The sequence below is a fragment of the Thioalkalivibrio sp. AKL10 genome, from assembly GCF_000381845.1.
GTDB classification, from domain to species: domain Bacteria; phylum Pseudomonadota; class Gammaproteobacteria; order Ectothiorhodospirales; family Ectothiorhodospiraceae; genus Thioalkalivibrio; species Thioalkalivibrio versutus.
The window spans coordinates 1-23743 of the sequence record NZ_KB907143.1 but is presented as its reverse complement, the minus strand read 5'-3'; the positions used below and the strand labels follow the sequence as shown (position 1 = coordinate 23743).

Below are 23743 nucleotides of genomic sequence, written 5' to 3'. Positions count from 1 at the left end.
CGCGCGCGTGATACCGTGCGCGGCGAACCGCCGAGTATTGGACAAATGTCTGATTGCGAATCCCGATTTTCTGGACAGCCGCTAACAAGTGACTGACAAGACGCCACTTTCCGCACACACCCCGATGATGCAGCAGTACCTCGGTATCAAGGCCGAGTACCCGGATACGCTGCTGCTCTACCGCATGGGTGATTTCTACGAGCTGTTCCATGATGACGCCGAGCGCGCCGCGGGACTGCTCGATATCACCCTGACCCGGCGTGGCGAATCGGCCGGACAGCCGATCCCCATGGCCGGGATCCCGGTGCACACGCTGGAGAGCTATCTCGCGCGCCTGTTGAAGCTGGGCGAGAGCGTAGCCATCTGCGAGCAGACCGGCGCCGTCGGAGAACAGAAGGGCCCGGTGAAGCGCGAGGTCGTGCGCATCGTCACCCCCGGCACGGTCACCGAGGAGGCCCTGCTGGACGCCCGCAGCATCAACCGGATGGTCGCGGTGTGCCCCGCCGGCTCGGCCGCGATCAAGGGCCGCAAGGAGGGCTACGGGATTGCCAGCCTGGAGTTCGCCTCCGGCCAGTTCCGCCTGCTGGAGGTGCGCGACGCGACCGAACTGGCCGCCGAGCTGGCACGGCTGGACCCGGTGGAATGCCTGATCCCCGACCAGGCCGCGCCCATCCCCGGGATCGAGGGCTTCGCCCCGCAGCGCCACGCCGACTGGCATTTCGACGGTGTCTCCGCCCGCCGGGTCCTGACCACGCACTTTGGCACCCGGGATCTCTCCGGCTTTGGCTGCGATGGCCTGGATCTCGGCATCGCCGCGGCCGGCGCCCTGCTTGCCTACGTGCAGAACCGCCATCGCGGGGATCTCGCGCACATCACCGGCCTGGCGCACGAACTGCGCAGCCAGATGCTGGTGCTGGACCCGGCCACCCGCCGCAACCTGGAGCTGACCCGCACCCTGGGCGGCGAACGCCACGGATCCCTGCTGGCCCTGCTGGACACCACCCGCTCGGCGATGGGTTCGCGCCGACTACTGCAGTGGCTGCACCAGCCACTGCGCGACCGCGCCATCATCCGCGAGCGCCAGACCGCGATTACCGGACTTCTGGAGGCGGGGGCCACCGCGCCCCTGCGCGAGGCCCTGGCCGGCAGCGCGGATGTCGAACGCATCCTGTCGCGCATCGTCCTCGGCAGCGCCCGGCCGCGCGACCTGACCGCCCTGCTCGCGAGTCTCGAACGCCTGCCGCCCCTGCACCAGGCCCTGACCCCACTGGCCGCCAGCGCGGCCTCCCTGCAGGCGCTGTACGAGGCCCTGGCGCCGGAAGGCGAGCTGAGCGCGACCCTGGCCGCCGCGCTGGTCGAGGAGCCACCACTGCGCGTCACCGACGGCGGCATGATCCGCGCCGGCTTCGATGCCGAGCTGGATCGCCTGCGCGCACTGGAGAACGATGCCGACTCGTTCCTGCGCGAGATCGAGGCGCGCGAGCGCGAGGCCACCGGCATCCCCACGCTGAAGGTCGCCTACAACCGGGTGCACGGCTACTACATCGAGGTCTCGCGCACGCGCTCGGCGGAGCTGCCCGGGCGCTTCATGCGCCGCCAGACGCTGAAGAACGCCGAGCGCTACACCACCGAGGAACTCAAACGCTTCGAGGACGAGATCCTCTCCGCCCGCGAGCAGGCCATGGCCCGCGAGCGCGCCCTGTTCGACGGCCTGATCGCCGAGCTCCAGGGTCGCGCCCCGGGTCTGCGCGTGATTGCGGACGCGCTGGCCGAACTGGATGCCCTGGCCTGCCTGGCCGAGCGGGCCAGGCGCCTGGACTGGCACTGCCCGGAACTGGTCGACACGCCCGGCATCCGCATCGAACAGGGCCGCCACCCGGTAGTGGAGGCCGGCCTGGATGCGCCCTTCGTCGCCAACGACACCGAGCTGGACCCCGAAGAGCGCAGGCTGCTGGTCATCACCGGCCCCAACATGGGCGGCAAGTCCACCTACATGCGCCAGACCGCGCTGATCGTGCTGCTGGCCTGCATGGGCAGCTTCGTGCCAGCCGCGCGCGCGCAGATCGGGCCGGTGGACCGGATCTTCACCCGCATCGGGGCCTCCGACGACCTGACCTCCGGACGCTCCACCTTCATGGTGGAGATGACCGAGGCCGCCAACATCCTGCACAACGCGGGCCCCGAGAGCCTGGTGCTGATGGACGAGATCGGCCGCGGCACCAGCACCTTCGACGGCCTCGCCCTGGCGCTCGCCTGCGCCGAACGCCTGACGCGCCACAATCGCGCCCTGACCCTGTTCGCCACGCACTACTTCGAGCTGACGGCGCTGGCCGAACGCGAGCCCGCGGTCGCCAACGTGCACACGGATGCCATGGAACACGAGCACAGCATCGTGTTCCTGCACCAGGTCCGCGAGGGGCCGGCCAATCAGAGTTACGGCCTGCAGGTAGCGCAACTGGCCGGGGTACCGGCCGATGTCCTGAAGCTCGCGCGCCAGCACCTGCGCGAGCTCGAGGACCGCGCCGCCGAGAGCGACTCGCCGCAACTGGGGCTGTTCACGCCCAAGCCCGACCCGGCCAACGTGGCCGCACCCGAACCCGAGCCGTACGAAGCGGAGGCACGCGCCCTGAAGGCCCTGTTCGATACCCTGGACCCGGACGACATGTCCCCGCGCGAGGCCCTGGATGCCCTCTACCGGATGAAAGACGCCCTGCGCGAAAAGTAGCCGCTGCGTCGGGGGTCAGTCGTCCGGATCCGCGGGCGTGACCGCCTCTTCCTTGGCATCGTCCGGATCGCCATCTTCCAGCACATCCGACGGGATCGCCGCGCTGTCCCAGCCGCCACCCAGCGCACGGAATAGCGTCGCGGTGGCCGCCAGCCGATCGCGCGAGGCCTCGGTCAGGGTCAGGCTCGCATCCAGCAGGGCGCGACGCGCGTCCAGCACCTCCAGATAGCCCACGAAGCCGCCGAGATAGCGCCGCTCCGCCAGGTCAAGGACCTCGATCCGGGCACGCATCTCGCGCTGGCGTGCCTCCACCCGCTCGTGGGCCGCGTTCAGGACGCTCCAGGCATTGCCCACCTCGACCAGGGCCTCCTGGATCGCCAGGCGATACTCCAGCTCCGCGATCGCGTACTCGGCCTCCACCCCGTCAATGGTCGCCTGACGCCGCCCAAAATCGAGGAGCGGAACCGTGGACCCGACCAGCAACTCCCAGATCGCCGAATCACCGGAGGCCAACTGGCTCACCCCGCTCGCCTCCTGCCCAAACAGGGCCGCCAGATTCAGGCTCGGCAACCATTCGGCCCGCGCCACCCCGATATCCGCGTTGGCCGCGATCAGTCGGGTTTCCGCCGCGCGAATATCAGGCCGCCGGGTGATGAGATCCGATGGCACCGAGTGCGGCAGGCCGGAGAGCGTCTCCGGGAGGGCTTCCAGGCCCTCGTCGCCGAGGCCGTCGAGCCCGTCGATCACCGCCCCGATCTCTCCGACCAGCACCGCCAGGGCGCGCCGCTGTTGGTCTGCATCCGCTTGCAACCCGGGCAGGCTCGCCCGGCTGGTCTCCAGCTCGGCCTGTGCCTGACGCACCGTCAGGTCGGTAGTCGCGCCACTCTCGCGGCGTGACCGCTCGAGTTCGAGGGCCTCGGTCTGCGACTGGATGGTGGCCTCGGTGGTCTCGATTTGTTCGCGCGTCGCGCGGTAGTCGAAATACGTGCTGACCACGTCACTGACCACCGCCAGACGCAGGGCATCCCGGGTGAAGGCCGCGTTCAGCAGACGGGCTCGCGCCGCCTGGTTCGCCCTCGCGAGCCGCCCCCACAGGTCGACCTCGTAGCTCAACACCGCGGCGATCGTGATCTCGGTCTCGGGATCGTCCCCGCGCCCCGGATTCTCGCGCAAGACCTCGGCCTCGCCATCCAGACGGGGAAACTGTTCAGCGCGGCTGAGCCCCAGCACGGCCCGCGCCTGCACCACACGGGCCGCGGCGATCTCGGCATCGAGGTTGTTCTCCAGGGCGTCGCGCACCAGGCGGTCGAGCCGCGGGTCCTCGAACATCTCCCACCAGAACTCGGCATCGGCGTAGTCCTTGTCCATCTGCTCGCCAATCGCCTCCGGCCATGCCTCCGGGAGGGCGACCTCCGGGCGCTCGTAGTCCGGCCCCACCGCACAGCCCGCCAGCACCAGGGCCAGGGCTGCACCGGTCAGGGTCCTTGGCAGGGCGCTACGCATGCGTTCCGGTCTCCCCCGAAGGCTCCGTTCCGCGCGGGCGGCCGTTCAGGCGCTCCACGCCACTGCTAATGACGTAATAGAACAACGGCACGAACAGAAGCGCGAGGAAGGTCGCACTCAGCATGCCGCCGATAATGCCGATGCCAATCGCATGCTGACTGTTCGCGCCGGCACCCGAGGCCAAGGCCAGCGGCACCGCCCCCAGGATGAACGACATGGCGGTCATCATGATCGGCCGGAAGCGCAGACGCGCCGCCTCCACGGCCGCATCGAACAGCTCCAGCCCCTCGTCGCGCTTGAGCTGAGCAAATTCGACGATCAGGATCGCATTCTTGGCCGCCAGCGAAACCAGCACCAGCAAGCCAATCTGGAAGTAGATCCCGTTCTCCTGCCCAGTGAGCCAGATCGCGACCAACGCCCCGAAGATCGCGAAGGGCACGGCCAGCAACACAGCCAGCGGCAAGCTCCAGCGTTCGTATTGCGCCGCCAGGATCAACACCACGAACACCACGCCCAGCACGAACGCCAGCATCGAGGTCCCGGCCGCCTGCTGCTCCAGATATTCGGCCCCGGTCCAACTCAGGAGGTAGTCGTCCGAAAGGGTCTCGTCGACCACTTCGTTCAACGCACGGATCGCCTCGCCCGAGCTGTAGCCCGGTGCCGGCTCGCCCATGATCCGCGCGGCCGGAAACACGTTGAAGCGCTCGACCTCGTCCGGTGCCTGCACGCGCTCGACCGTGAGCAGGCTGGACAGCGGCACCAGCGTGCCGGTATCGGAACGGACGAACACCTTGTCGAGATCATCCGGCCGCTGGCGATATTCGGCCTCGGCCTGCATGTGGACCCGCATCACCCGCCCGAACAGCGAGAAGTCGTTCAGATACACGGCTCCGAACGTGCTCTGCATGGCATCGAAGACATCCCCCAGCGGCACCTCGGCGGCAAAGGCACGCTCGCGATCAATCTCAACGTCGTACCGCGGCACCTCGACATTGAGGGCCGTACGCACGTCGGCCAGTTCCGGCCGCTCGCGCGCCGCCTCGATGACCTCGTCGGCGCGTTCGCGCATGGTCTTGAAATCATCCCCAACCCGGCTTTGCAGATAGGCATCAAAGCCCCCGGTGGTGGAGATCCCGGTAATCGGCGGCGGATTGAATGCGCGGATGTTCGCCTCCGGCTGGCGTTCGCCCTGTGCGACCAGCCGGTCGATCACCGCGTCGCTGCCCTGATCGGCATCGCGGCGCTCGGACCAGTCCTTCAGGGTCACGTAGGCCACGCCCGCGTAGGTCTTCATGCCACCGGACAGGAGATCCATCCCGGAAAAGGCGACGACGTCCGCCGTATCCGGGTCCGCCAGGGCCTCCTCCGCCAGCTGGTCCATCACGGACTCGGTACGGTGCAGCGAGGCGGCGGCGGGCAGTTCGGCCGCGGCAAAGACATAGCCCTGATCCTCATCCGGCACCAGCCCGCCCGGGACGATGCGGAACAGGACCACGATGGCCACCAGCAGCAATGCGAACAGACCCATGCCCAGGACATTGCGCCGCAGCAGGAAGCGTACGCCGACCATGTAGACACCGGTAAAGCGTTCGAACGCAGCGTTGAACCAGCGAAACGGAAAGGCCGGACGGCGCGGCTTGTCGGACAGCAAGCGGGCGCACATCGCCGGGCTCAGCGTCAGTGCGACGACGCCGGAGATCCCCACCGAGACGGCGATCGTGATTGCGAACTGCTGGTACATCTGCCCGCTGAAGCCCCCGATAAAGGCCACCGGCACGAACACGGCAATGGTCACCAGGGTCATGGCGATAATCGGCGTGGCGACTTCATCGACCGTCTGGTAGGCCGCATCCACTGCCTTCATGCCTTGCTCGCGCATCAACCGCTCGGTGTTCTCCAGCACGATGATCGCGTTGTCCACGACGATCCCGATCGCCAGCACCAGGCCAAACAGCGTCAGCATGTTGGCGGAGAAGCCCAGCAGGTACATGCCGGCGAGCGTGCCAATCAACGAGACCGGCACCGCCACGATGGGAACCGCGGTGGCGCGGACCGTCTGCAGGAACAGGTACACCACGGCCACCACCAGGATCAGCGCCTGCACCAGGGTCAGCAGGACGCGCTGCACCGACTGGTCGATGAAGGTCGTGGTGTCGAACGGAATGTGGTACTCGAGACTGTCGGGGAAACGCGGCTCCAGCTCTTCCAGGATTGCGCGCACCCCGCGCGCCGTCTCCAGCGCGTTGGCCCCGGGCTGGAGGTAGATGCCGACCGGCACGGCAACCTCGCCGTTGTGTCGCGCGCCGAAGTTGTACAGATGCGCGCCCAGTTCCACCCGCGCCACATCACCCAGACGCAGCGCAGACCCGTCCGGGGTACTGCGCAGGATCACCTGCTCGAATTCCTCCACCTCGGAGAAGCGCTCGGGGGTCGTGACGGCGTAGGTGAAATCGACCGTCTCGTCCATCGGCTCGGCGCCGAACTGTCCGGCCGCGTACTGCTCGTTCTGCTCCTGCACCGCGGTCCGGATGTCACTCGCGGTCAGGTCGAACTCGGCCATCTGGTCCGGCTGCAGCCAGATCCGCATGGAATAGATCTGCGCCCCGAAGAACGTCTGGTCACCCACCCCCGGCGCCCGCCGCAGCTCTGCATACACGTTGCGCCAGACGTAGTCACTGATCGCACGGGGGTCCAGACTGCCATCGGAGGAGGTGAAGGTAATCATCTGCAGCATGGACGGGGCGCGCTTCTCCACCGCGATGCCGGAGCTGACCACGGTATCCGGCAGCCGCCCCATCGCCCCCTCGACCTCATTGCTCACATTGATCGCGGCGATGTCGGGATCCGTGCCCACCTCGAAGGTGATGATCAACTCCATATCACCTTCGTCGCTGGCCTTCGAGCGCATGTAGGCCATGTTGTCCACGCCATCGACTGTCGCCTCGATCGGCGCCGCGACGGTCTCCGCCACCGCCTCCGCACTGGCACCGGGATAGCTGGCGGTCACGACCACCTTGGGCGGCAGGATGTCCGGGTACTGGTCAACGGGCAGGAACAGTGCCGAGGACAGCCCGGCGAGGACGAACAGGATGGAGATGACCGAGGCCAGTACTGGCCGGCCAATGAAGAAACGCAACATCAGTCGCTTGCCCGGTCGCGGTCAGGGCCGTTCCCGATCCCGTCCAGGATGTCGTCCACCGCGTCCTGCTCGGTCGCCGGATCCATGACCTCATCCAGCAGGTCGGTCGATACCTCGGGCAGCAACCCCGGGGCCACCGGTTCCTCGGCCGCGCGCGGCGAATCCAGGGGACGGATGCCGGTACCCTCCTCGATCCCGGCCACGCCCCCGATCACGATCCGGTCGCCGTCACTCAACCCCCCGGTAACGAGAAAGTCCTCCCCCAGATCCATGCCGATCTGAATGGGCCGCATGTGCGGGACATCGTCATCATCAACGACAAAGACCGCCGTCCCCTCGGGGCCCTCGACCACCGCGGCATGGGGCACGCGCTTGCCATGTCCGGCGATCAGCCCACTCAACGTGACCCGCACGAACTGGCCGGGCAGCAACTGCACATCTCGGTTCGGGAACAGGGCACGCACCTCGACCATGCCGGTTGCCTCGTCCACCGACACCTCGGTTACATCGATCTGACCCTGATGGGGGTACAGGGCATCATCCGGCAGGGCGAGCAGCACCGTGAGGCCAACACCGGAACGAATCTGCGGCCCGTAGGTGGCCAAGTGGGCCTCGGGTATCGCGAAATCGGCACGGATCGGATCCAGCTGGGTCACCGTGGCGAGCAGATCACCGGCCTCCAGCAGGCTGCCCTCCGGGCGTTCCTCCAGCCCCCCGACCCCATCCAGGGGCGAGACGACCGAGGTGTAATCGAGATCAAGACGGGCCTCGGCCAATGCCGCCTCGGCGGCGGCCACCTCGGCCTCGGCCAGCTCCAGTTGCGAGCGGGCCTCGTCACGCTCGCGGCCACTGGCCGCGTTGTCCTCGTACAGTCCCAGCACGCGTTCCCACTCGCGCTCGGCCTGACGCCTCTCGGCCTCGGCCCGTTCGAGGCTCGCTTCGCCACTGCGTACACGGACGGCGTAGGGCGACGGATCGATACGGAACATTTCGGCGCCGCGCTCGATCTGCTCGCCCTCTTCATAGCGGCGGCTTTCGAGCACACCCGAAACCCGCGCACGCACTTCCACTTCGCGCGGACTGCGGGTACGCGCAGTATAGGTACGGGAGATCGAGACGAGTTCGTTTTCCAGCGAGCGCACCGGGACTTCCACGACCTCGGGAGCCGCCTCATCCTCTTCTTCGGATTCCGCCGCGCAACCCGGCAGCAGGACAAGCAACAGCCAGCCGAGGATCAGAGCGGTCACGGGGGTGGCCGAACGCAAGTGATGCATAGATCGTTCTCCCACTACTCCGGGCGCACCCGGTTCCCGCCCCGCTCGTTATCCGGGGCACAGATTGTCGGGGCCCGGCCCACCAACAGGGACACGTAGGGGCCAATGGCACCGGGCGCAGGCGGAAAACCGGCCCCGGCGGTGCAGCAAACGCTTCTGGTCTCCACCCTAGCGCGACGCCTCGGCGCCCGTAAACCAACGCCTGCGTCTTTTGCGGTCGCACCCAAGTCCCCGTAGCCGCAGGCCATTTCGCCAACGCCATTAAGGAAACACTGATCAATGAACGCGTTCGCGTTGGTACCCCAGGTTTTCCGAGACAAGGCGCGTCGTGCAACAGGTAGTGGTTCTACCTGTAAGCGGCGCAACGCAGGATCGGGGAACCTGGGGTGCCAACCCCGCAAGTTATTGAAAGCAGAAGCTCGGCCGCCCGTTGTTATCAAAAGCGGGCGCGCACAGCGTTGCGGTTCCCTTGTGCAGAATGACTGCACGGCAGTCACCGCGCCTTGTTCGCACGCAAAAGCGACTCGAGCGCGAACGCGTTCATTGATCAGTGTTTCCTGAAGGGTAGCGGCCCAACGCATGCTGAATGACGCCGACCTGTGCCCGGGATTCACGACTCCCGCGATGGAGGCGTTACAATGCCGCAATAACCCGTCGGCAAGGCCAGGGACACGTGCCGCCGCGACCATGACCGGGCCTCAAAAAACCCGGTCAACTGACTGAATTCAAAGGGAGACAAGCATGGCTTTCATCGTTCTCGATAACTGCATCAAGTGCAAGTACACCGATTGCGTCGAGGTCTGCCCGGTCGACTGCTTCCATGAAGGACCGAACTTCCTGGCCATCGACCCCGACGAATGCATCGACTGCACCCTGTGCGAGCCGGAATGCCCGGCCGAAGCCATCGTGCCGGAGGACGACGTCCCCGAAGACCAGCTCCAGTTCATCGAACTGAACGCCGAACTCGCCCGCACCTGGCCGGTCATCACCGCGCGCAAGGACCCGCCGGCCGACGCCGAGGATTGGGACGGCGTGGAAGGCAAACTCCAGTACCTGGAACGCTAACCCCGGCAAGACCGGTCCCAGCCAGCCGCCAGCCTGGGCGCAGCTCACAGTCAGGAGCTGCGCCACCACCCGGGGAGCGGCTCCTCCGCTGGCCCCGCGCAACGCCCACCCGCCCTCCTACGCACCCGCGCCAGGAAGTGCTTGCCGCGCGGCCGCCTCCGCTGACGGCCGCATCGTCCCGCGAGCGGCCCTGCACGCAATGGATGATCGACCCAGCACGAGAAGGCCGGACGACGATCCGGGGCCCGGAAGTGCCGCCTCAGGCGGCAGGGCGATCGGGGAACAGGTGGCAGGGAATCCACCACAGGTACACCATCATTCCGATCAGCTCGACCAGGGACTGGAACACCACCACGACCACGGCGAGTTCCAGCCCCTGCGGCAGGGCGAGCGCGATGGGCAGGACCACGAAGGAGTTGCGCGACCCGAGGCTGAAGGCGAGCACCCGCCCTTCGGCTATCGGCAGGCCGAACACCTGGGCCAGGGCCCGCGCCAGCAGGGCCGCGACCACCAGGAAACCGGCAAAGATCAGTAGCAGCGGCAACAGCACACCGACTCCGTCGAGCACCGTGTTGATCTGCGAGGCCGCAATGATGAACACCACCACGGCCAGCAACGGGACCGGCAGCCAGGCCAGGCCCGAGATCAGGTGTCCGCGGCCGGGGTCGTCGTAGGCCCAGCGTTCGGTCAGATAGGCAAGGATCAGCGGGACCAGGATCAACCCCGCGAAGGCCTTCAGCACGTCCTCGCCAGCCAGCGCCAGGGTGAACTCACCGCCAAAGAACAGCCACAGGTACAGCGGCAGCAGGGCCAGCTGCAGCAGGAGCGAAATGGGTGAGAAGGCGATGGCCCGGCGGGTATCGCCGCCGCCGAGATGGGTAAAGGTGATGAACCAGTCGGTGCAGGGCACCAGCAGCACGAGGGCGATCCCCAGCAGGATCGCTGGATCGCCCGGCGCCACCTGGAGGATCGCCCAGACCAGCGGCGGGATCACCACGAAGTTGCCGATCACCGCTGCCAGCAGCAAACGCGGCTCGCGGAACGCCTCGCCCAGGTGGAGCAGCGGCGTCTGCGTGAAGGTGGCGTACAGCAGCACCCCGAGTACGGGCCAGAGCACCACATCCAGCCACTCGCTGGCCCCTGGCGCGGCCACCCCCAGGAAAAGCCCCAGTGCGATCGTCACCAGGTAGATCAGTACCTGATACTGCTCCAGCCGCTCACGCATCCTCGAACGCGGCTCCGGCACGACACAAGGCGTTTACCAGAGCCAGGTTTCAGGTTGCTCGATAGCGCGGTTGTCGTTGTTGGCCAGCAGGCCCTTGATGCAGCGCACCAGCAGCCAGATCACCAGGGCGAGGAAGATCACGAAGCCGATGCCGATCGGCGTCGTGATGACCCCGAGCACGGCAAACAACAGCCCGATCCAGAACGTGCGGATCTGGTAGGTGAAGTGGGAGACGCTGACGGTATCGGCCTCGCCGCGCTTGATATAGGCGATGATCAGACCGGCGATGGCGGTCAGCGCGGTCAGGAAGCTGACCAGATAAAGCACGTATACCACGGTGACCATGGTGGCATCCTTGCGCGGGCCGAGCGTGGGCTCGCTCACGTCGCTGCGCACAACTTCCGGTTTCGGATCTTCGGACACTTCGCACCTCCTGTGGCGTGAATGACGGGGACCAACTTATCAGACTCGCCCGATGCCTATCCGGGCCCGCCCAGCACGATGAGCAGGATACCGACAAGGGCAAAGAAGAACCCGGCCAGTTGCACCCGTGACATGCGCTCGGCCTGGAACAATCGCGCCATCAGCGCCGTCGGCGCCGGGGACAGCGCCCCGGCCACCGCGATGATCGACAACAGGCCCATGCGCACCGCGACCACGAAGGCTACGGTCGCCGCCGCCTGTAACAGACCTGCCAGCGACAGCAACACCAGGGTCGAACGGCTCATCCCCAGCTGCGGACGGCGGATCAGCATCACCACCAGAAGGGCCAGGGCACCCACTGCCGAGGTCGCGACTACCGGCCACAGCGGCGAGCCGGCCTCGGCCTCGTTGAGGAACACGAATATCAGACCGAAGCAGGCCCCCGCGATCGCCGCGTCGAGCAGGCCACGAACCGGATGCTCCCCCCTCGCCAGCGCCATCAGGCCACGTACCGGTTCATCCAGGTTGCGCGGACTCGCCTTGCGCGCCCCGCCAGAAATCATCCCGATCGCGATCACGATCGCGGCGATTCCGAGCAACGCCAGCAGCCCCGGCTGTTCACCCAGCGCGAGTCCGACCAGCAGCGGCACCAGCGCCGAGATCACCCCGGTCACCGCAGCGACCAGCCCCATCGAACCCTGGGCCAGGCCGTGGTAATACGCCAGCAGGCCCAGCGCCAGGGCAAGCCCCGCGGCCCCACCCCAGATCAGGGCCTGCGCTCCAGGCACACCCGCCAGCGGAAGGGCGATCACCAACAGGGCTGCGGTCGCAAGGATCTGCGAATAGCAGGCCACCACCAGCGCCGGAATGCGTCGCGAGGCCAGCCCGCCGAAGAAATCGCCGGCGCCAAACCCCAGGGCCGTCAGCAGGCCCAGAAAGAACGCCAACTCAGACCCTGCCGCGGTTCGAACCCATCATGCGCGAGCTTACTCGTGCGCGCCGTCGAGCATGTCCTTCAGGGCCTCTTCGCTACCGGCATGGCCGACGCCGGTCACCACACCCTCGGTGTCCAGCAGGATCACGGTCACCTGCTCGCGCTGATGCGGGAGGAAACCGGCATCGGCCTCGCTGGAGGTCACCACGATGGAATAGTCCCGCGCCTGCATGCGCGGCAGCACCACGTTCTGCATCGGTTGCGCCGGCATCTCGTGGATATCGGCGATGTAGATGATGCCCAGCGCATCGCGCGCCTCGGCGCCCATGCCATCCAGCACCGCATTGGCCACACCAGCCGGCGCGGCCTCCACGGTCTTCAGGATCACGCGGGCATCGCCCGGCAGCTCCACCGGATTGCCGTGCTGGTCGTTCAGGGTGCGCTCGGGAAAGGGCTGGCCCTCGGCGAACTCGGGCTCCGGGCCACCGCCGGACATGCAACCGGCGACAAGCCCGGCCGCGGCCAGCAGGACGGCGGGCAGGAAGGATCGGGCGATACGGGACATGACAGTTCTCCTGCGAATCGAAACATGGAATCGAGCGCGCAGCACGGGCGCGCTTCAGCGCCGCCGATGGTAACGCATCGAGTGCGTCAGTAGACTGCAACGACCTTCACGACCGACGCCTGCATGCTGTATTCGCTGATCAAACTGCTGCGCCCGCACCAGTACATCAAGAACGGGTTCGTGTTTCTCGGCGTGGTGTTCGCGCACGAGTGGGGCGAACCCGGCACGGTGCTGGCGGCCAGTCTCGCCTTCCTCGCCTTCTGCGCGATCGCCAGCGCCGTGTACGTGCTGAACGACATCGTCGATGTCGAGGCCGACCGCCAGCATCCGACCAAGCGCGACCGTCCCATCGCCAGCGGTGCGATCAGCGTACCCACCGCCTGGGCGATCTTCGCCACCGCGGCGATCCTCGCGCTGGTCCTCGCGGCGATGGTCAGTACCTGGGTCATCGCGCTGATCCTGACCTACCTGGTGCTGAACGTGGCCTATTCCTGGTCGCTGAAGCACATCGTGATCCTTGATGTATTCAGCATCGCGGCCGGCTTCATGCTGCGCATCCTCGCCGGCACCCTGGGCCTGGGCATCGAGCCCTCGCAGTGGCTGCTGCTGTGCGGCCTGATGCTGACGCTGTTTCTTGGCTTCGCCAAGCGCCGCGCGGAGCTGGCCGACGACACCATCGAACGCCGCGGCAACGCCGATCGGCCGCGGCGCGTACTCGACGACTACAGCCTCAGCCTGCTCGATCAGTTCACCTCCATCAGCGCCGCCTGCACGGTACTCGCCTATGGCCTGTACACCGTCAGCGCGGAGACCATGGCCCTGCACGGCACCGACGGGCTGATCTACACCCTGCCGTTCGTGATCTACGGCATCTTCCGCTACCTGTTCCTGCTGCACGCCCGCGGCGGCGGCAACGACACCTCGCGCGACCTGGTCACCGACCCCCACCTGCTGGCCACCGTTGCGGTGTGGCTCGGGGTCACCATCGCCGTACTCGCATGAGCGCGGTACGGCTCTCCGGCTGGCGCCTGCGCGCGGTGATGTTCTCGGTCATCGTGGCCGTCGCCCTGTATCTCGGGGTCGCCCTGTGGGCCGGTGCGGACGAGGTCTGGCGCGCCCTCAAGCTGGTGGGCTTCGGCGGACTGCTGCTGGCCCTGGCGCTGTCACTGGTGAACTACAGCCTGCGTTTCACCCGCTGGCAGCTGTACCTGCGCACCCTGGGCCATGCCGTCCCGGCCCGCGCCAGCCTGCACATCTACGTGGCCGGCTTTGCCCTGACCACCACCCCCGGAAAGGCCGGAGAGGCCCTGCGCGGGGTGCTGCTGAAACGCCGCCACGTACCCTACCCCGACAGCTTCGCGGCGTTCGTCTCCGAACGCCTGTCCGACCTGATCGCGGTGGTGCTGCTGTCCATGCTGGGACTGACCCTGGTCGCCCAGGGCACCTGGCTGATCCTGATCGGTGCCGCCTGCATCCTGGCCGCGCTGGTGGTGCTCGCCTGGCGCCGGCCGCTGGCGTGGCTGCAAACCGTGAGCGACCGCCCGGGCCAGCGTCTGTGGCGCACCCTGCACCATCTGGTTACCGTCCTGCTGCAGGCGCGGCGCTGCCACCGGCCCGCCCTGCTGGCCGGCGCCACCGTGCTCAGCGTGATCGCCTGGAGCGCGGAGGCCCTGGCCTTCTGGTGGATCCTCAACGCCATGGGCTTCGAGGCCACGTTCGCCTTTGCCGCGTTCGTGTTCGCCCTGGCCATGCTGGCGGGCGCATTGAGCTTCCTGCCGGGGGGGCTCGGCGGCACCGAGGCGGTGATGGTCGCCCTGCTGCTGTGGGCCGACATGCCGCCAGCCGACGCGGTCGCGGCGACGATGCTGATCCGCTTCACCACCCTGTGGTTCGCGGTGATCCTCGGCCTGATCGCGCTCGCTACCAACCCCGAGGCCCACGGCCGCGAACACCCGGACGAGCACCATGCGTAGGCGCCTCGCTCTCACCACGTCATGGCGAAGCCCTGTAGGAGGCCAGCCCCCTGGCCGATGGGGTGCAACCAATGCCCCAATCGCCCGGAGGGCCGGGCTCCTACAGGTTCGAAGCCACAGAGCCGCAGGGTCCGCAAGATTCTCCTGGTGCCATCCCGACATCGTCGTGCGCAACCGACATTCCACAACCCCGTCATTGCGAGGCCCCGCAGGGGCCGGGGTACAAAAGCGCGTAGCGCGTCGAACGGCCGCAGGCCGGCCCGAAGGGCGAGTGCAGCGAGTTATCCCCCGATGCCGGGAACAGCTTCTGGAGATTGCCGCGGCCCCTGCGGGGCCTCGCAATGACGGGTACGGGAAAGGCGCCGGAGGCCTTGCATGACCGACAGCTGGAACCGCATCCCTCGGGTGGAACACGCGGCCGAGGTCGCGCTCGGTCGCCGCGGGCGAGCATTGCCCGACGTGCCGCGCCCGCTGCTCGCCCACGGGCTGGGGCGCAGCTATGGGGACGTCTGCCTGAATCCCCAGGCCTCGCTGCTGCACACGCCGGGGCTGGATCGCTTCGTGGCCTTCGACGCCGCCACCGGAGAGCTCACGGCCGAGGCCGGGGTATCGCTGGATGCGCTGCTGCGCTTCGCCGTGCCACGCGGCTGGTTTCCGCCGGTGGTGCCCGGCACGCGCTTCGTTACCCTGGGGGGTGCGATCGCCAATGACGTGCACGGCAAGAACCACCACCAGGCCGGCAGCTTCGGCGACCATGTACGCACCCTGACCCTGCGTCGTTCCGATGGCCAGGTGCTGGAGGTCACCCCCGAGAACACACCCGACTGGTTCGCCGCGACCGTCGGCGGCCTGGGCCTGACCGGCCTGATCGAGACCGTGACCCTGCAACTGGCCCCGATCCGCAGCGCCTGGATGCGCGCCTGGTCGCAGCGCTTCGACTCGCTGGACGCGTTCTGGGAACTGAACACCCAGTCCGAGCGCGAGTGGCCCTACACCGTGGCCTGGATCGACTGCCTGAACCCGGGAGCCGGCGGCCGGGTCGGTCGCGGCATCTACAGCGGCGGGCGCCATGCGACCACCGCGCCGCGCAAGGACGCCTGGCACGAACACCGCCGCAGCATCCCGCTGGACCCGCCGGTGTCGCTGGTCAACCGCCTGACCCTGCGCGCGTTCAACCACCTCTACTACCGCCAGCCGGTGCACGCGACCCCGCGCGCGGTCCATCACCTGCCCTGGCTGTTCCCGCTGGACGCCATCCGGCACTGGAACCGGATCTACGGTCACAACGGGTTCTACCAGTACCAGTGCGTGCTGCCGCCGGCGGCTTCAAAGGACGGCGTGCAGGCCCTGCTGGATGCCATCGCCGCCAGTGGCCAGGGCTCGTTCCTCGCGGTGCTCAAGACCTTCGGCGACCGCGCCGCCCCGGGCCTGCTGTCCTTCCCGCGCCCGGGTGCCACGCTCGCGCTGGACTTCCCGGAAAAGGGCCGCGACACCGAACGCCTGTTCGCGCGCCTGGACGCGATCGTGCAGGAGGCCGGCGGTGCCCTGTACCCTGCGAAGGACGCACGCATGCCGACCGACGTCTTCCGCCAGGGGTTCCCCCGCTGGGAGGCCTTCGCCGAGTATGTGGACCCCGAATTCTCCTCCGGCTTCTGGCGCAGGGTGACTGCATGAACCCAATGAAGAACGTTGTCCTCTTTGGTGCCACCTCGGCCATTGCAACCGCCGTAGCGCGAGAACTCGTCGACACCGGCGCACGGTTGTTCTGTGTGGCCCGCGACGGCGAGGCGCTGGAGGCCCTGCTGGCCGACCTGCGGGTGCGTGGCGACGACCCGGACGGCACCCGCATCCTCGGCGCCACGGCGGATCTCGCCGACATCGACGGCCACGCGGCCATCTGGCAACAGGCGCAGGAGGCCCTGGGCGAGGTGGACAGCGTGCTGCTGGCCTGGGGCACCCTGCCCGACCAGGCCACCTGCAACGCCTCGGTGGACGAGACCCTCGAGGCGATCCACGTCAACGGCACCAGCGCCATCGCCCTGCTCGCCCGCATCGCGCCGGACTTCGAGGCCCGCGGCCGGGGCGTGATCGCCGCCATCGGCTCGGTCGCCGGCGACCGCGGGCGCCAGAGCAACTACGCCTATGGCACGGCGAAGGGCATGCTCGCAATCTACCTGCAGGGCCTGCGCAACCGGCTGTTCTTCAGCGGTGTGGACGTGGTCACGCTCAAGCCCGGCTTCGTGCGCACCCCGATGACCGAGGGCTTCAACCGCGCCGGCGCCCTGTGGGCCGAACCGGAAACGGTCGCCCGGGGCATCATCCGCGCCATCCACCGTGGCCGCGACGTGGCCTACCTGCCCGGCAAGTGGTGGGTCATCATGACCATCATCCGCCTGATCCCCGAATACCTGTTCAAGCGCCTCAAGCTCTAGGGAAACACTGATCCATGTACACACTCGCGTTGGAACCCCAGGTTTGCCGAGACCAGGCGCGGTGCGCAGCCGGTAGTGGTTCTACCGGCAAGGGCCGCAACGCAGGATCGGGGAACCTGGGGTGCCAACCCCACAAGCGATTGAATGCAGGGGCTCGGCCGCTTTTGCGTGGGAACGGCGTTGCGGTTCCCTTGTGCAGAATGACTGCACGGCAGTCACCGCGCCTTGTTCGCACGCAAAAGCGACTCGAGCGCGAGCGTGTACATGGATCAGTGTTTCCCTAGCCATGTCCGCCCCCACCCGGCCCGGCCCCGCGCGGCAGATCGTGCTGTTCGATTTTGATGGCACCCTGACCCGGCGCGACAGCCTGTTCCCCTTCCTGCGCCACGCACTGGGGACAGTGGAATTGCTGCGACGCCTGCCGGACTGCCTCCCCGCCCTGACCGGCCTGGCGCTGAAGCGCCTCTCCAACCAGGACGCGAAGGAGGCCGTGCTAACCCGCATGCTGGCCGGCGAGACCCTCGCCCACCTGCAGGCAAAGGGCCGCGAGTTCGCCGAGGGCCGCCTGGACCGGCTGCTGCGCCCGGCGGGCATGCGCGCGCTCCAGGCCCACCAGGCCGCGGGCCATGACTGCGTGCTGGTGTCCGCCTCGCTGGATCTCTGGCTGCAGCCCTGGGCCGAGCGCCACGGCCTTGCCGGCGTAGTCAGCTCGCGCCTGGCGGTCGATGACAGCGAACGCGTGACCGGGCGCCTCGACGGTACCAACTGCCGGGGCGCGGCCAAGCCGGCCGCCATCGCCGCCTGGCTGGCGACCCTGCCCCCGGAGGAGCCGGTGGACCTGGTCGCGGCCTACGGCGACAGCGACGCCGACCAGCCAATGCTGGAGCTGGCCCGCAGCGGCTACCGGCTGCGTCGGGGCCGCTTCCGGCGCGTCCACGGACCCGCCCTGAAGGACACCCCCGAGTGAGACCGACACCCACCGCGTGGCCGTGGCTCGCGCGCCACTACGGCGCGATCCTGCTGGCCGTCCTGCTGGTCAAGATCGGCATGGCATGGGCGCTGCCGATCACCGGCGACGAGGCCTATTTCCTCATCTGGGGCCATAACCCGGATCTGGGCTATTACGACCACCCGCCGATGATCGGCTGGTGGCTCGGCGCCATCCTGCCGCTGTCGGACCACCCGCTGGCGATCCGCGCGCTGGGCATCTTCGCCTCCATGGCCCCGGCGCTTGCGGTCTTTCTCTGGTGGCGACATACCGATCCGGTCCGGGCGCGCCTGGTCTCGCTGCTGGCGCTGTTCATGCCGCTGTTCTTCATCGCGGTCATTACCGCGACGGACACCCCGCTGATCCTGTTCGCCCTGCTCGCCACCGGCCTCGCCTGGCTGGCGCTGCGCACCGGGCGCGCGGCCTATTTCCTGCTCGCCGGGCTGGCCCTGGGGCTGGCGTTCCTGTCCAAGTACTTCGCGGTGCTCCTGGGCATCGCGCTGGGGCTGCACATCCTGCTGTTCGCGCGGCAGCACTGGCGCGGCCTCTTGCTGATCCTCCTCGGCGTGGTACCGGCGGTCGCCCTCAACCTGTACTGGAACTGGGACAACTGCTGGTACAACGTGATGTTCAACGTCGTGAACCGCCATGGCGACGGCGGCTTCGATCCGGGCAACTGGCTCACCTATGCGATCCTGCTCGTCTATCTGTTCACGCCCTGGCTGCTGTGGTTCTACGCCCGCCAGTGGCGCGCCCTGGCCGCCGGCATCCGCGAGTACCAACTGGGCGTGTTCCTGTCCGCCGGGCTGATCCCGCTGATCCTGTTTGCCCTGCTCGCCCCGTTCAAGAGCATCGGGCTGCACTGGCTCGCCGCCTTCGCGCCCTTCCTGCTGCTGCCCGCGCTGTTCCTGGCCCGACGCTCGCTGACGCTCGGCGTCTGGCTCTCCGGGGCCCTCGCGATGCTGCACGCCGTCGCGATCCTGACCCTCGCGCTGATGCCGGTGGAATGGCTGAAGGGCCAGGACCGCTACGCCGACGCCGTGTTCTACCTGGCCCCGGAATCGGTGGCCGGGGTGGTGGGCGAATACGCCGCGGACTGGCACGTCTTCACCCGCAGCTACTCGCGCTCGGCGGTACTGGGCTACTACGCCGGCCGCGAGGTCGGGGTTTTCGGCCCCGGCTCGCACTATGGCCGCCAGGACGACCTGCTTACCGACTTCCGCGCCCTTGACGGCGCCAACCTGCTCTACGTCCCTACCCGCGGCGAGCTGGATCCGGCGCAGGTCGAGCCCTACTTCGACGAGGTGCGCATACGCGAAGTCACCATCCGCGGCGTCGACTGGACCCTCGCCGAGGGCCGCGGCTTCGACTACGCCGCCTACCACGAGGACGTCCTGCGCCCGACCCTCGAACGCTACTACGACATCCCCGCCTGGCTCCCCGACGGCCGCTGCGCCTTCCGCGAGCGCTACGCCGACACCCCGTGACCCCACGGGGCCTTCTGAGCGCCCCAAAAATCCCGCCCCCCCCCGTTCAGACGGGGCCCGACGCGCCATGAGGCGCCAGAATCCCTGTACCCGCCCCATTTCGCGGGTCTTCGTGTTTCGTTCACACAAGGATTCCAGGGAGACTCAGGATGCCAGTATTTCGACCCACCCCGCTCAGTCATGCCGTTTACCGTGCTCTGAGGCCGCGCGCCTCCGCCCGCCGCCACTGGACCATCCCCGGACTGGTGGCCCCCGCTATCCTCGCCATCGGGATCAACGGAGCCGGCGCCGATCAGACCGAATGGACCGACGGCGTTGCGGCCAACTTCGACTGGTTTCAGGACGGTAACTGGGATCAGGATGCCCCCGATGCTGACACCGAGGCCCTGATCCTCGACGAGGATGACCGCGTACAGATTGCTGATACGGGAGCGGAAGCCGACGGGATTCAACTCCTTGACGGAGAGCTGGAAATCACGACGGACGGTTCGCTCGAAACCCACGACGATTTCCGCCTCCAGGGAACCGCGAACCTCCGGGTGGAAGGCGCCGTCGTCACCAACGCCCGTGTCGACATCGGGAGATGGCCTTCCGCCGACGCAGAAGCCGTGATCTCCGGCGGTAATGCGGAATGGCAGCACAACAGTCTCAATTTCAATTTGGGTAGGGCAGGTGGCACCGGCACACTGGTCCTGGAGGATGGCGCCCGATTCGAGCAGGGATCGGGAACCACCTTCATGGGGAACAGTGCGGACTCGAACGGAACCATCCGGATCACCGATGCAACGCTTGTCGGGGACTCCTTGCTAGTCGGTACCTCGGGAACCGGCACGCTCGAAATGGACGACGAAGCCATTGCCGAACACTGGGACGCCGACGTGGGCTTTCACGAAGGCTCCAGCGGATCGGTTGAAGTCGATGATGCGGAGTGGGACATCACGACCTATCTGGCCGTCGGGCGCGGCGGTCACGGGGAGTTGACCATCGCCAACGGCGGTGAAGTCACCAGTGGCAATACCTATCTTGGCTTTGACGCTACCGGTCACGGGACTGCGAGCGTCACCGACGACGACTCCAGCTGGACCACCAGCAATCTGACGGCCGGATGGAGCGGTGAAGGCCACCTCGACATCCGGAACGGGGGCGAAGTCAACAGTACAAATGTCTTGCTGGGTCGATTGGCCTCGGGACGGGGCGAAGCCACCATTACCGACTCCGGTTCTCGCCTGACCGCGCAGGGAGCCCTGGCCGTCGGCGATGCCGGCAGTGGCCAGATTGAGGTCCTGGACGGTGGCGAACTGGTCACCGAAGGGATGAGCCACATTGCCCACGGTGAAGACAGCGATGGTTTCGTCCGGCTCCGCGGTCCGGGTTCCCGCTGGGAGGCGGGGGACGACATCTTCGTCGGAGAAACGGGCGAAGGAGCACTCCACATCCTTGACGGAGCTCGGGTCGAGGCCGGTGAACGCGTCCTTGTGGCCGACGAATCCGGCTCGGAGGGTTCCGTTGTCATCGACGGGTCCGATTCGATGCTGGAGATTACCGGCCAGGGCACGGAGTCCGTCCTGGGAATCGGGATCGGAGGCGAAGGCGACCTCGAGCTCAGCAACGGCGGTGAAGCGGAATCCATCGTCGGTGGGCTCGGCATCGAAGACGGCGCCCGGGGAACGGCGACGATCCGGGGCAACGGATCCGGATGGACGGTGCACGACGGGCTGTTTATCGGCTTTGATGGCTCGGCCGATCTCGCAGTCCGCGACGGAGGGCGGGTCACCGTCGGGGGCGAGAGCTGGATCGGACACGAATCCGGTTCTCATGGCGAAGTCAGCATCACCGGACCGGACTCGATTCTGCAGACCGGCGACACCCTGCGAATCGGGCGCCTCGGCCACGGCCAGCTGGAGATCCTGGATGGCGCCCAAGTCGAAAGTCAGTCCATGGCCTCACTCGCGGTGCATCCGGGCAGCAGCGCCAGCGGGCGGGTGGCGGGCCCCGATTCCACCTGGGAAGTAGGCAGTCTTCTGCGCATCGGGAATTCGGGCACCGCACGGCTCGACATCGAAGACGGAGCGACCGTCACCAGCGATAGCGGGTGGATCGGCTTCAACGACCGTGGTGATGGTTCCGTGTACGTCTCCGGATCGGACTCCGAGTGGATCGTATCCCAGAGCCTCAGGGTCGGCTACAACGGCCGGGGTCATCTGGAAATCGCCCCGGATTCCGAAGTCTCGGCCGGACGCCGGGTGATCGTGGCAGACGATCCGGATGCGCGGGGAACACTGGTGGTCAACGGGACCCTCGCCAGCCAGGACGGCCTCGAAGTCGAATCCGGAGGCCAACTGGGAGGCGACGGACAGGTTCATGGCGACGCCACCATTCGCGGGATGCTCGCACCCGGCAATTCCATCGGCAGTCTGACCATCAGCAACGGCGACCTGACACTGGACCAGGACTCGGTGTACCGGGTGGAAGTCAACGATGGTGGCAATACCGCCGGGGTCAACAACGATTACGTGACCGTCGAAGGTGACATCCATATCGACGACAGTGCCAGCGTGCACGTCACCGCCGAAAACGGCACCGATGACGGAAGCACGTGGGACCCCGAAACGACGTACACGATCCTCAACGCCGAGCAGGCGGTGTACGGCGAGTTTGGCGATGTCACCGATGATTTCGCATTTCTGGAATCCGAACTGGGCTACGGTTCGGATCAGGTCTATCTGACCCTGACTCAGGTGGCGGATTTCGTTGATGTAGCCCGTACCCGCAACCAGCGGGCCGTAGCGGGCGGCCTCGATGAACAGACGCAGAATGCCGACATGTCTCCCGTTCTGGATGCACTCATCGCCATGGACGAAGACAACGCCCGCGCGGCGCTGGACGACCTGTCCGGCGTCGACCACACCCACGTCCAGCAGATCGGCCTGCGGGGCGCCCAGCGTTTTCGTGCCGGCCTCACCGGCCGCATGCCCGGGCCCGGGGACGCGCAGGCCCCGCGCGAAACCGCCAGCCTGGAGCAGCTCGCCGGCCTTCAGCTCACCTCCGCCGGACAGCCCCGGGGGCTGCTGGACGACTCCCCGGAAACCTCGCGGGGCTGGTGGGTCAATGCCGAAGGTGGCCGCGGTGACATCGACGACACCCGCAACGCCAGCGGCGCCGACTACCGCTTCAGCGGCCTCACCGTCGGCTTTGATGCCCCGGTTTCCGAGGAACTCCATCTTGGTGCGGCCATGGGATACACCCGCAACCGCGGCGACACCGCCGGGGGCGATATCGACGTCGATTCCGTCCATCTTGCCGGCTACGGCGGATGGCAGCGCGATGCCCTGTATGCCCGCGGCAGCGTCGGCATGGCCTATCACAGCACCGATACCGAGCGCTTCGTTGACACCGTCGGCCGCACCGCGGAAGCAGACTACTCCGCGCGCGGCGTGGGCATGCGGGCCGAGGGTGGTTACACCTTCGAGATCGGCGACACGGCCCGACTGACCCCGTTTGGCGGACTGGACTATGAGTATCTGCGCCGCAGCGGGTTCTCGGAATCCGGGGCGGGTGCCGGCAATCTCGACGTGGGTAGTGAGAGCGAATACTCCCTGCGCAGTCAGGCCGGCGTGCGCTTCGATCAGGCGTTCGAAACCACCGGCGGCCAGGTCGCCCCCTACGCCGAAGCTGCCTGGGTGCACGAGCACGGCGACCGCTCCAGCCGCATGGACACCGCCTTCGCGGCCGATACGTCCACGCGCTTCACCATCGAGGGTCCCCGCCTCAGCCGGGATCGCGTGCGAGTCGCCGCCGGTCTGGACGCCCGCCTCAACGAGGATTCCTTCCTCAATGTCGGCTACCAGGGCGAAATCGCCTCCTCCGACGACCTCCACGCCATCGGCCTGACCTTCCGGCGCAACTGGTAAGGCTCCTCGCAGGCCGCGCCCCCTCCATCCGGAGGGGGTGTCCCGGATCACGTTCCGGCACACTGTTTCCAGTGCGCGAGTTCCCCCTTCTTCCATGGG

Annotated in this window: 16 protein-coding genes; 9 read left to right on the top strand and 7 right to left on the bottom strand. The window is 67.6% G+C overall.

The genetic code is table 11. From position 1 onward, the window contains the following. Nucleotides 1–127: 127 nt before the first annotated feature. A complete protein-coding gene (gene mutS / locus G333_RS0105865) occupies nt 128–2725 on the top strand; it encodes a DNA mismatch repair protein MutS (RefSeq protein WP_019627942.1) in 2598 nt (865 codons plus the stop codon). A gap of 15 nt (nt 2726–2740) precedes the next feature. Here the strand turns inward: mutS and G333_RS0105860 are convergent, their stop codons facing one another. The 3 genes from G333_RS0105860 to G333_RS0105850 are packed head-to-tail and all read right to left on the bottom strand — an operon-like array spanning nt 2741 to nt 8641. Next, a complete protein-coding gene (locus G333_RS0105860; RefSeq protein ID WP_019627941.1) occupies nt 2741–4228 on the bottom strand; it encodes an efflux transporter outer membrane subunit in 1488 nt (495 codons plus the stop codon). Continuing rightward, entirely contained in the window at nt 4221–7367 is a 3147-nt protein-coding gene (locus G333_RS0105855; protein WP_019627940.1) for an efflux RND transporter permease subunit, read from the bottom strand. The genes G333_RS0105860 and G333_RS0105855 overlap by 8 nt, the downstream gene beginning before the upstream one ends. Continuing rightward, nucleotides 7367–8641, bottom strand: a complete 1275-nt coding sequence (locus tag G333_RS0105850; protein WP_019627939.1) for an efflux RND transporter periplasmic adaptor subunit — start codon at nt 8639–8641, stop codon at nt 7367–7369. The genes G333_RS0105855 and G333_RS0105850 overlap by 1 nt, the downstream gene beginning before the upstream one ends. A 741-nt stretch (nt 8642–9382) precedes the next feature. Here G333_RS0105850 and fdxA point away from each other — a divergent pair. Further along, complete coding sequence (gene fdxA / locus G333_RS0105845; RefSeq protein WP_018168634.1) at nt 9383–9706, top strand: ferredoxin FdxA; 324 nt, start codon at nt 9383–9385, stop codon at nt 9704–9706. A 259-nt stretch (nt 9707–9965) separates the two neighbouring features. Here the strand turns inward: fdxA and G333_RS0105840 are convergent, their stop codons facing one another. From G333_RS0105840 to G333_RS0105825, 4 genes are read right to left on the bottom strand one after another with little or no spacing between them, the layout of a single operon-like run. Then, nucleotides 9966–10931, bottom strand: coding sequence for an arsenic resistance protein (locus G333_RS0105840; protein WP_019627938.1), 966 nt, complete (start codon nt 10929–10931; stop codon nt 9966–9968). Between the two features lie 33 nt (nt 10932–10964). After that, nucleotides 10965–11354: a hypothetical protein gene (locus tag G333_RS0105835; RefSeq protein ID WP_018168632.1), complete on the bottom strand. Its 390-nt coding sequence runs from the start codon at nt 11352–11354 to the stop codon at nt 10965–10967. A 56-nt stretch (nt 11355–11410) separates the two neighbouring features. Further along, nucleotides 11411–12301, bottom strand: coding sequence for an EamA family transporter (locus G333_RS0105830; protein ID WP_018950717.1), 891 nt, complete (start codon nt 12299–12301; stop codon nt 11411–11413). Between the two features lie 39 nt (nt 12302–12340). Next, complete coding sequence (locus G333_RS0105825) at nt 12341–12853, bottom strand: hypothetical protein (protein ID WP_018950716.1); 513 nt, start codon at nt 12851–12853, stop codon at nt 12341–12343. Nucleotides 12854–12976: 123 nt separating this feature from the next. Here G333_RS0105825 and G333_RS0105820 point away from each other — a divergent pair, with 123 nt between their 5' ends. From G333_RS0105820 to G333_RS14660, 7 genes are all read left to right on the top strand, one after another. Further along, nucleotides 12977–13855, top strand: a complete 879-nt coding sequence (locus G333_RS0105820; RefSeq protein WP_018168629.1) for a decaprenyl-phosphate phosphoribosyltransferase — start codon at nt 12977–12979, stop codon at nt 13853–13855. After that, nucleotides 13852–14826 (top strand): lysylphosphatidylglycerol synthase transmembrane domain-containing protein, encoded by a 975-nt coding sequence (locus tag G333_RS0105815; protein WP_019627937.1) that lies wholly within the window; start codon nt 13852–13854, stop codon nt 14824–14826. Before G333_RS0105820 ends, G333_RS0105815 begins: the two co-directional genes overlap by 4 nt. Nucleotides 14827–15201: 375 nt before the next feature. After that, nucleotides 15202–16500, top strand: coding sequence for an FAD-binding oxidoreductase (locus G333_RS0105810; RefSeq protein ID WP_019627936.1), 1299 nt, complete (start codon nt 15202–15204; stop codon nt 16498–16500). 5 nt (nt 16501–16505) lie between these two features. After that, the gene (locus tag G333_RS0105805) at nt 16506–17258 is read left to right on the top strand and encodes an SDR family oxidoreductase (RefSeq protein ID WP_019627935.1); all 753 of its coding nucleotides are present in this window, start codon (nt 16506–16508) and stop codon (nt 17256–17258) included. Nucleotides 17259–17544: 286 nt separating this feature from the next. Then, nucleotides 17545–18225, top strand: coding sequence for an HAD-IB family hydrolase (locus G333_RS0105800; RefSeq protein ID WP_019627934.1), 681 nt, complete (start codon nt 17545–17547; stop codon nt 18223–18225). Next, a complete protein-coding gene (locus tag G333_RS0105795; RefSeq protein WP_019627933.1) occupies nt 18222–19733 on the top strand; it encodes a glycosyltransferase family 39 protein in 1512 nt (503 codons plus the stop codon). The genes G333_RS0105800 and G333_RS0105795 overlap by 4 nt, the downstream gene beginning before the upstream one ends. 149 nt (nt 19734–19882) lie before the next feature. Then, on the top strand, nt 19883–23644 hold the full coding sequence (locus G333_RS14660; RefSeq protein ID WP_019627932.1) for an autotransporter domain-containing protein: 3762 nt from the start codon (nt 19883–19885) through the stop codon (nt 23642–23644). Nucleotides 23645–23743: the final 99 nt, after the last annotated feature.

Excerpts from the sequence above, each read along its gene's own strand:
- G333_RS0105825 (WP_018950716.1), bottom strand. The coding sequence starts at position 12,853 with ATGTCCCGTATCGCCCGATCCTTCCTGCCCGCCGTCCTGCTGGCCGCG.
- G333_RS0105840 (WP_019627938.1), bottom strand. The coding sequence starts at position 10,931 with ATGCGTGAGCGGCTGGAGCAGTATCAGGTACTGATCTACCTGGTGACG.
- G333_RS0105805 (WP_019627935.1), top strand. The coding sequence starts at position 16,506 with ATGAAGAACGTTGTCCTCTTTGGTGCCACCTCGGCCATTGCAACCGCC.
- fdxA (WP_018168634.1), top strand. The coding sequence starts at position 9,383 with ATGGCTTTCATCGTTCTCGATAACTGCATCAAGTGCAAGTACACCGAT.
- G333_RS0105850 (WP_019627939.1), bottom strand. The coding sequence starts at position 8,641 with ATGCATCACTTGCGTTCGGCCACCCCCGTGACCGCTCTGATCCTCGGC.
- G333_RS14660 (WP_019627932.1), top strand. The coding sequence starts at position 19,883 with ATGCCAGTATTTCGACCCACCCCGCTCAGTCATGCCGTTTACCGTGCT.
- G333_RS0105820 (WP_018168629.1), top strand. The coding sequence starts at position 12,977 with ATGCTGTATTCGCTGATCAAACTGCTGCGCCCGCACCAGTACATCAAG.
- G333_RS0105855 (WP_019627940.1), bottom strand. The coding sequence starts at position 7,367 with ATGTTGCGTTTCTTCATTGGCCGGCCAGTACTGGCCTCGGTCATCTCC.
- G333_RS0105800 (WP_019627934.1), top strand. The coding sequence starts at position 17,545 with ATGTCCGCCCCCACCCGGCCCGGCCCCGCGCGGCAGATCGTGCTGTTC.
- G333_RS0105860 (WP_019627941.1), bottom strand. The coding sequence starts at position 4,228 with ATGCGTAGCGCCCTGCCAAGGACCCTGACCGGTGCAGCCCTGGCCCTG.
- mutS (WP_019627942.1), top strand. The coding sequence starts at position 128 with ATGCAGCAGTACCTCGGTATCAAGGCCGAGTACCCGGATACGCTGCTG.
- G333_RS0105815 (WP_019627937.1), top strand. The coding sequence starts at position 13,852 with ATGAGCGCGGTACGGCTCTCCGGCTGGCGCCTGCGCGCGGTGATGTTC.
- G333_RS0105810 (WP_019627936.1), top strand. The coding sequence starts at position 15,202 with ATGACCGACAGCTGGAACCGCATCCCTCGGGTGGAACACGCGGCCGAG.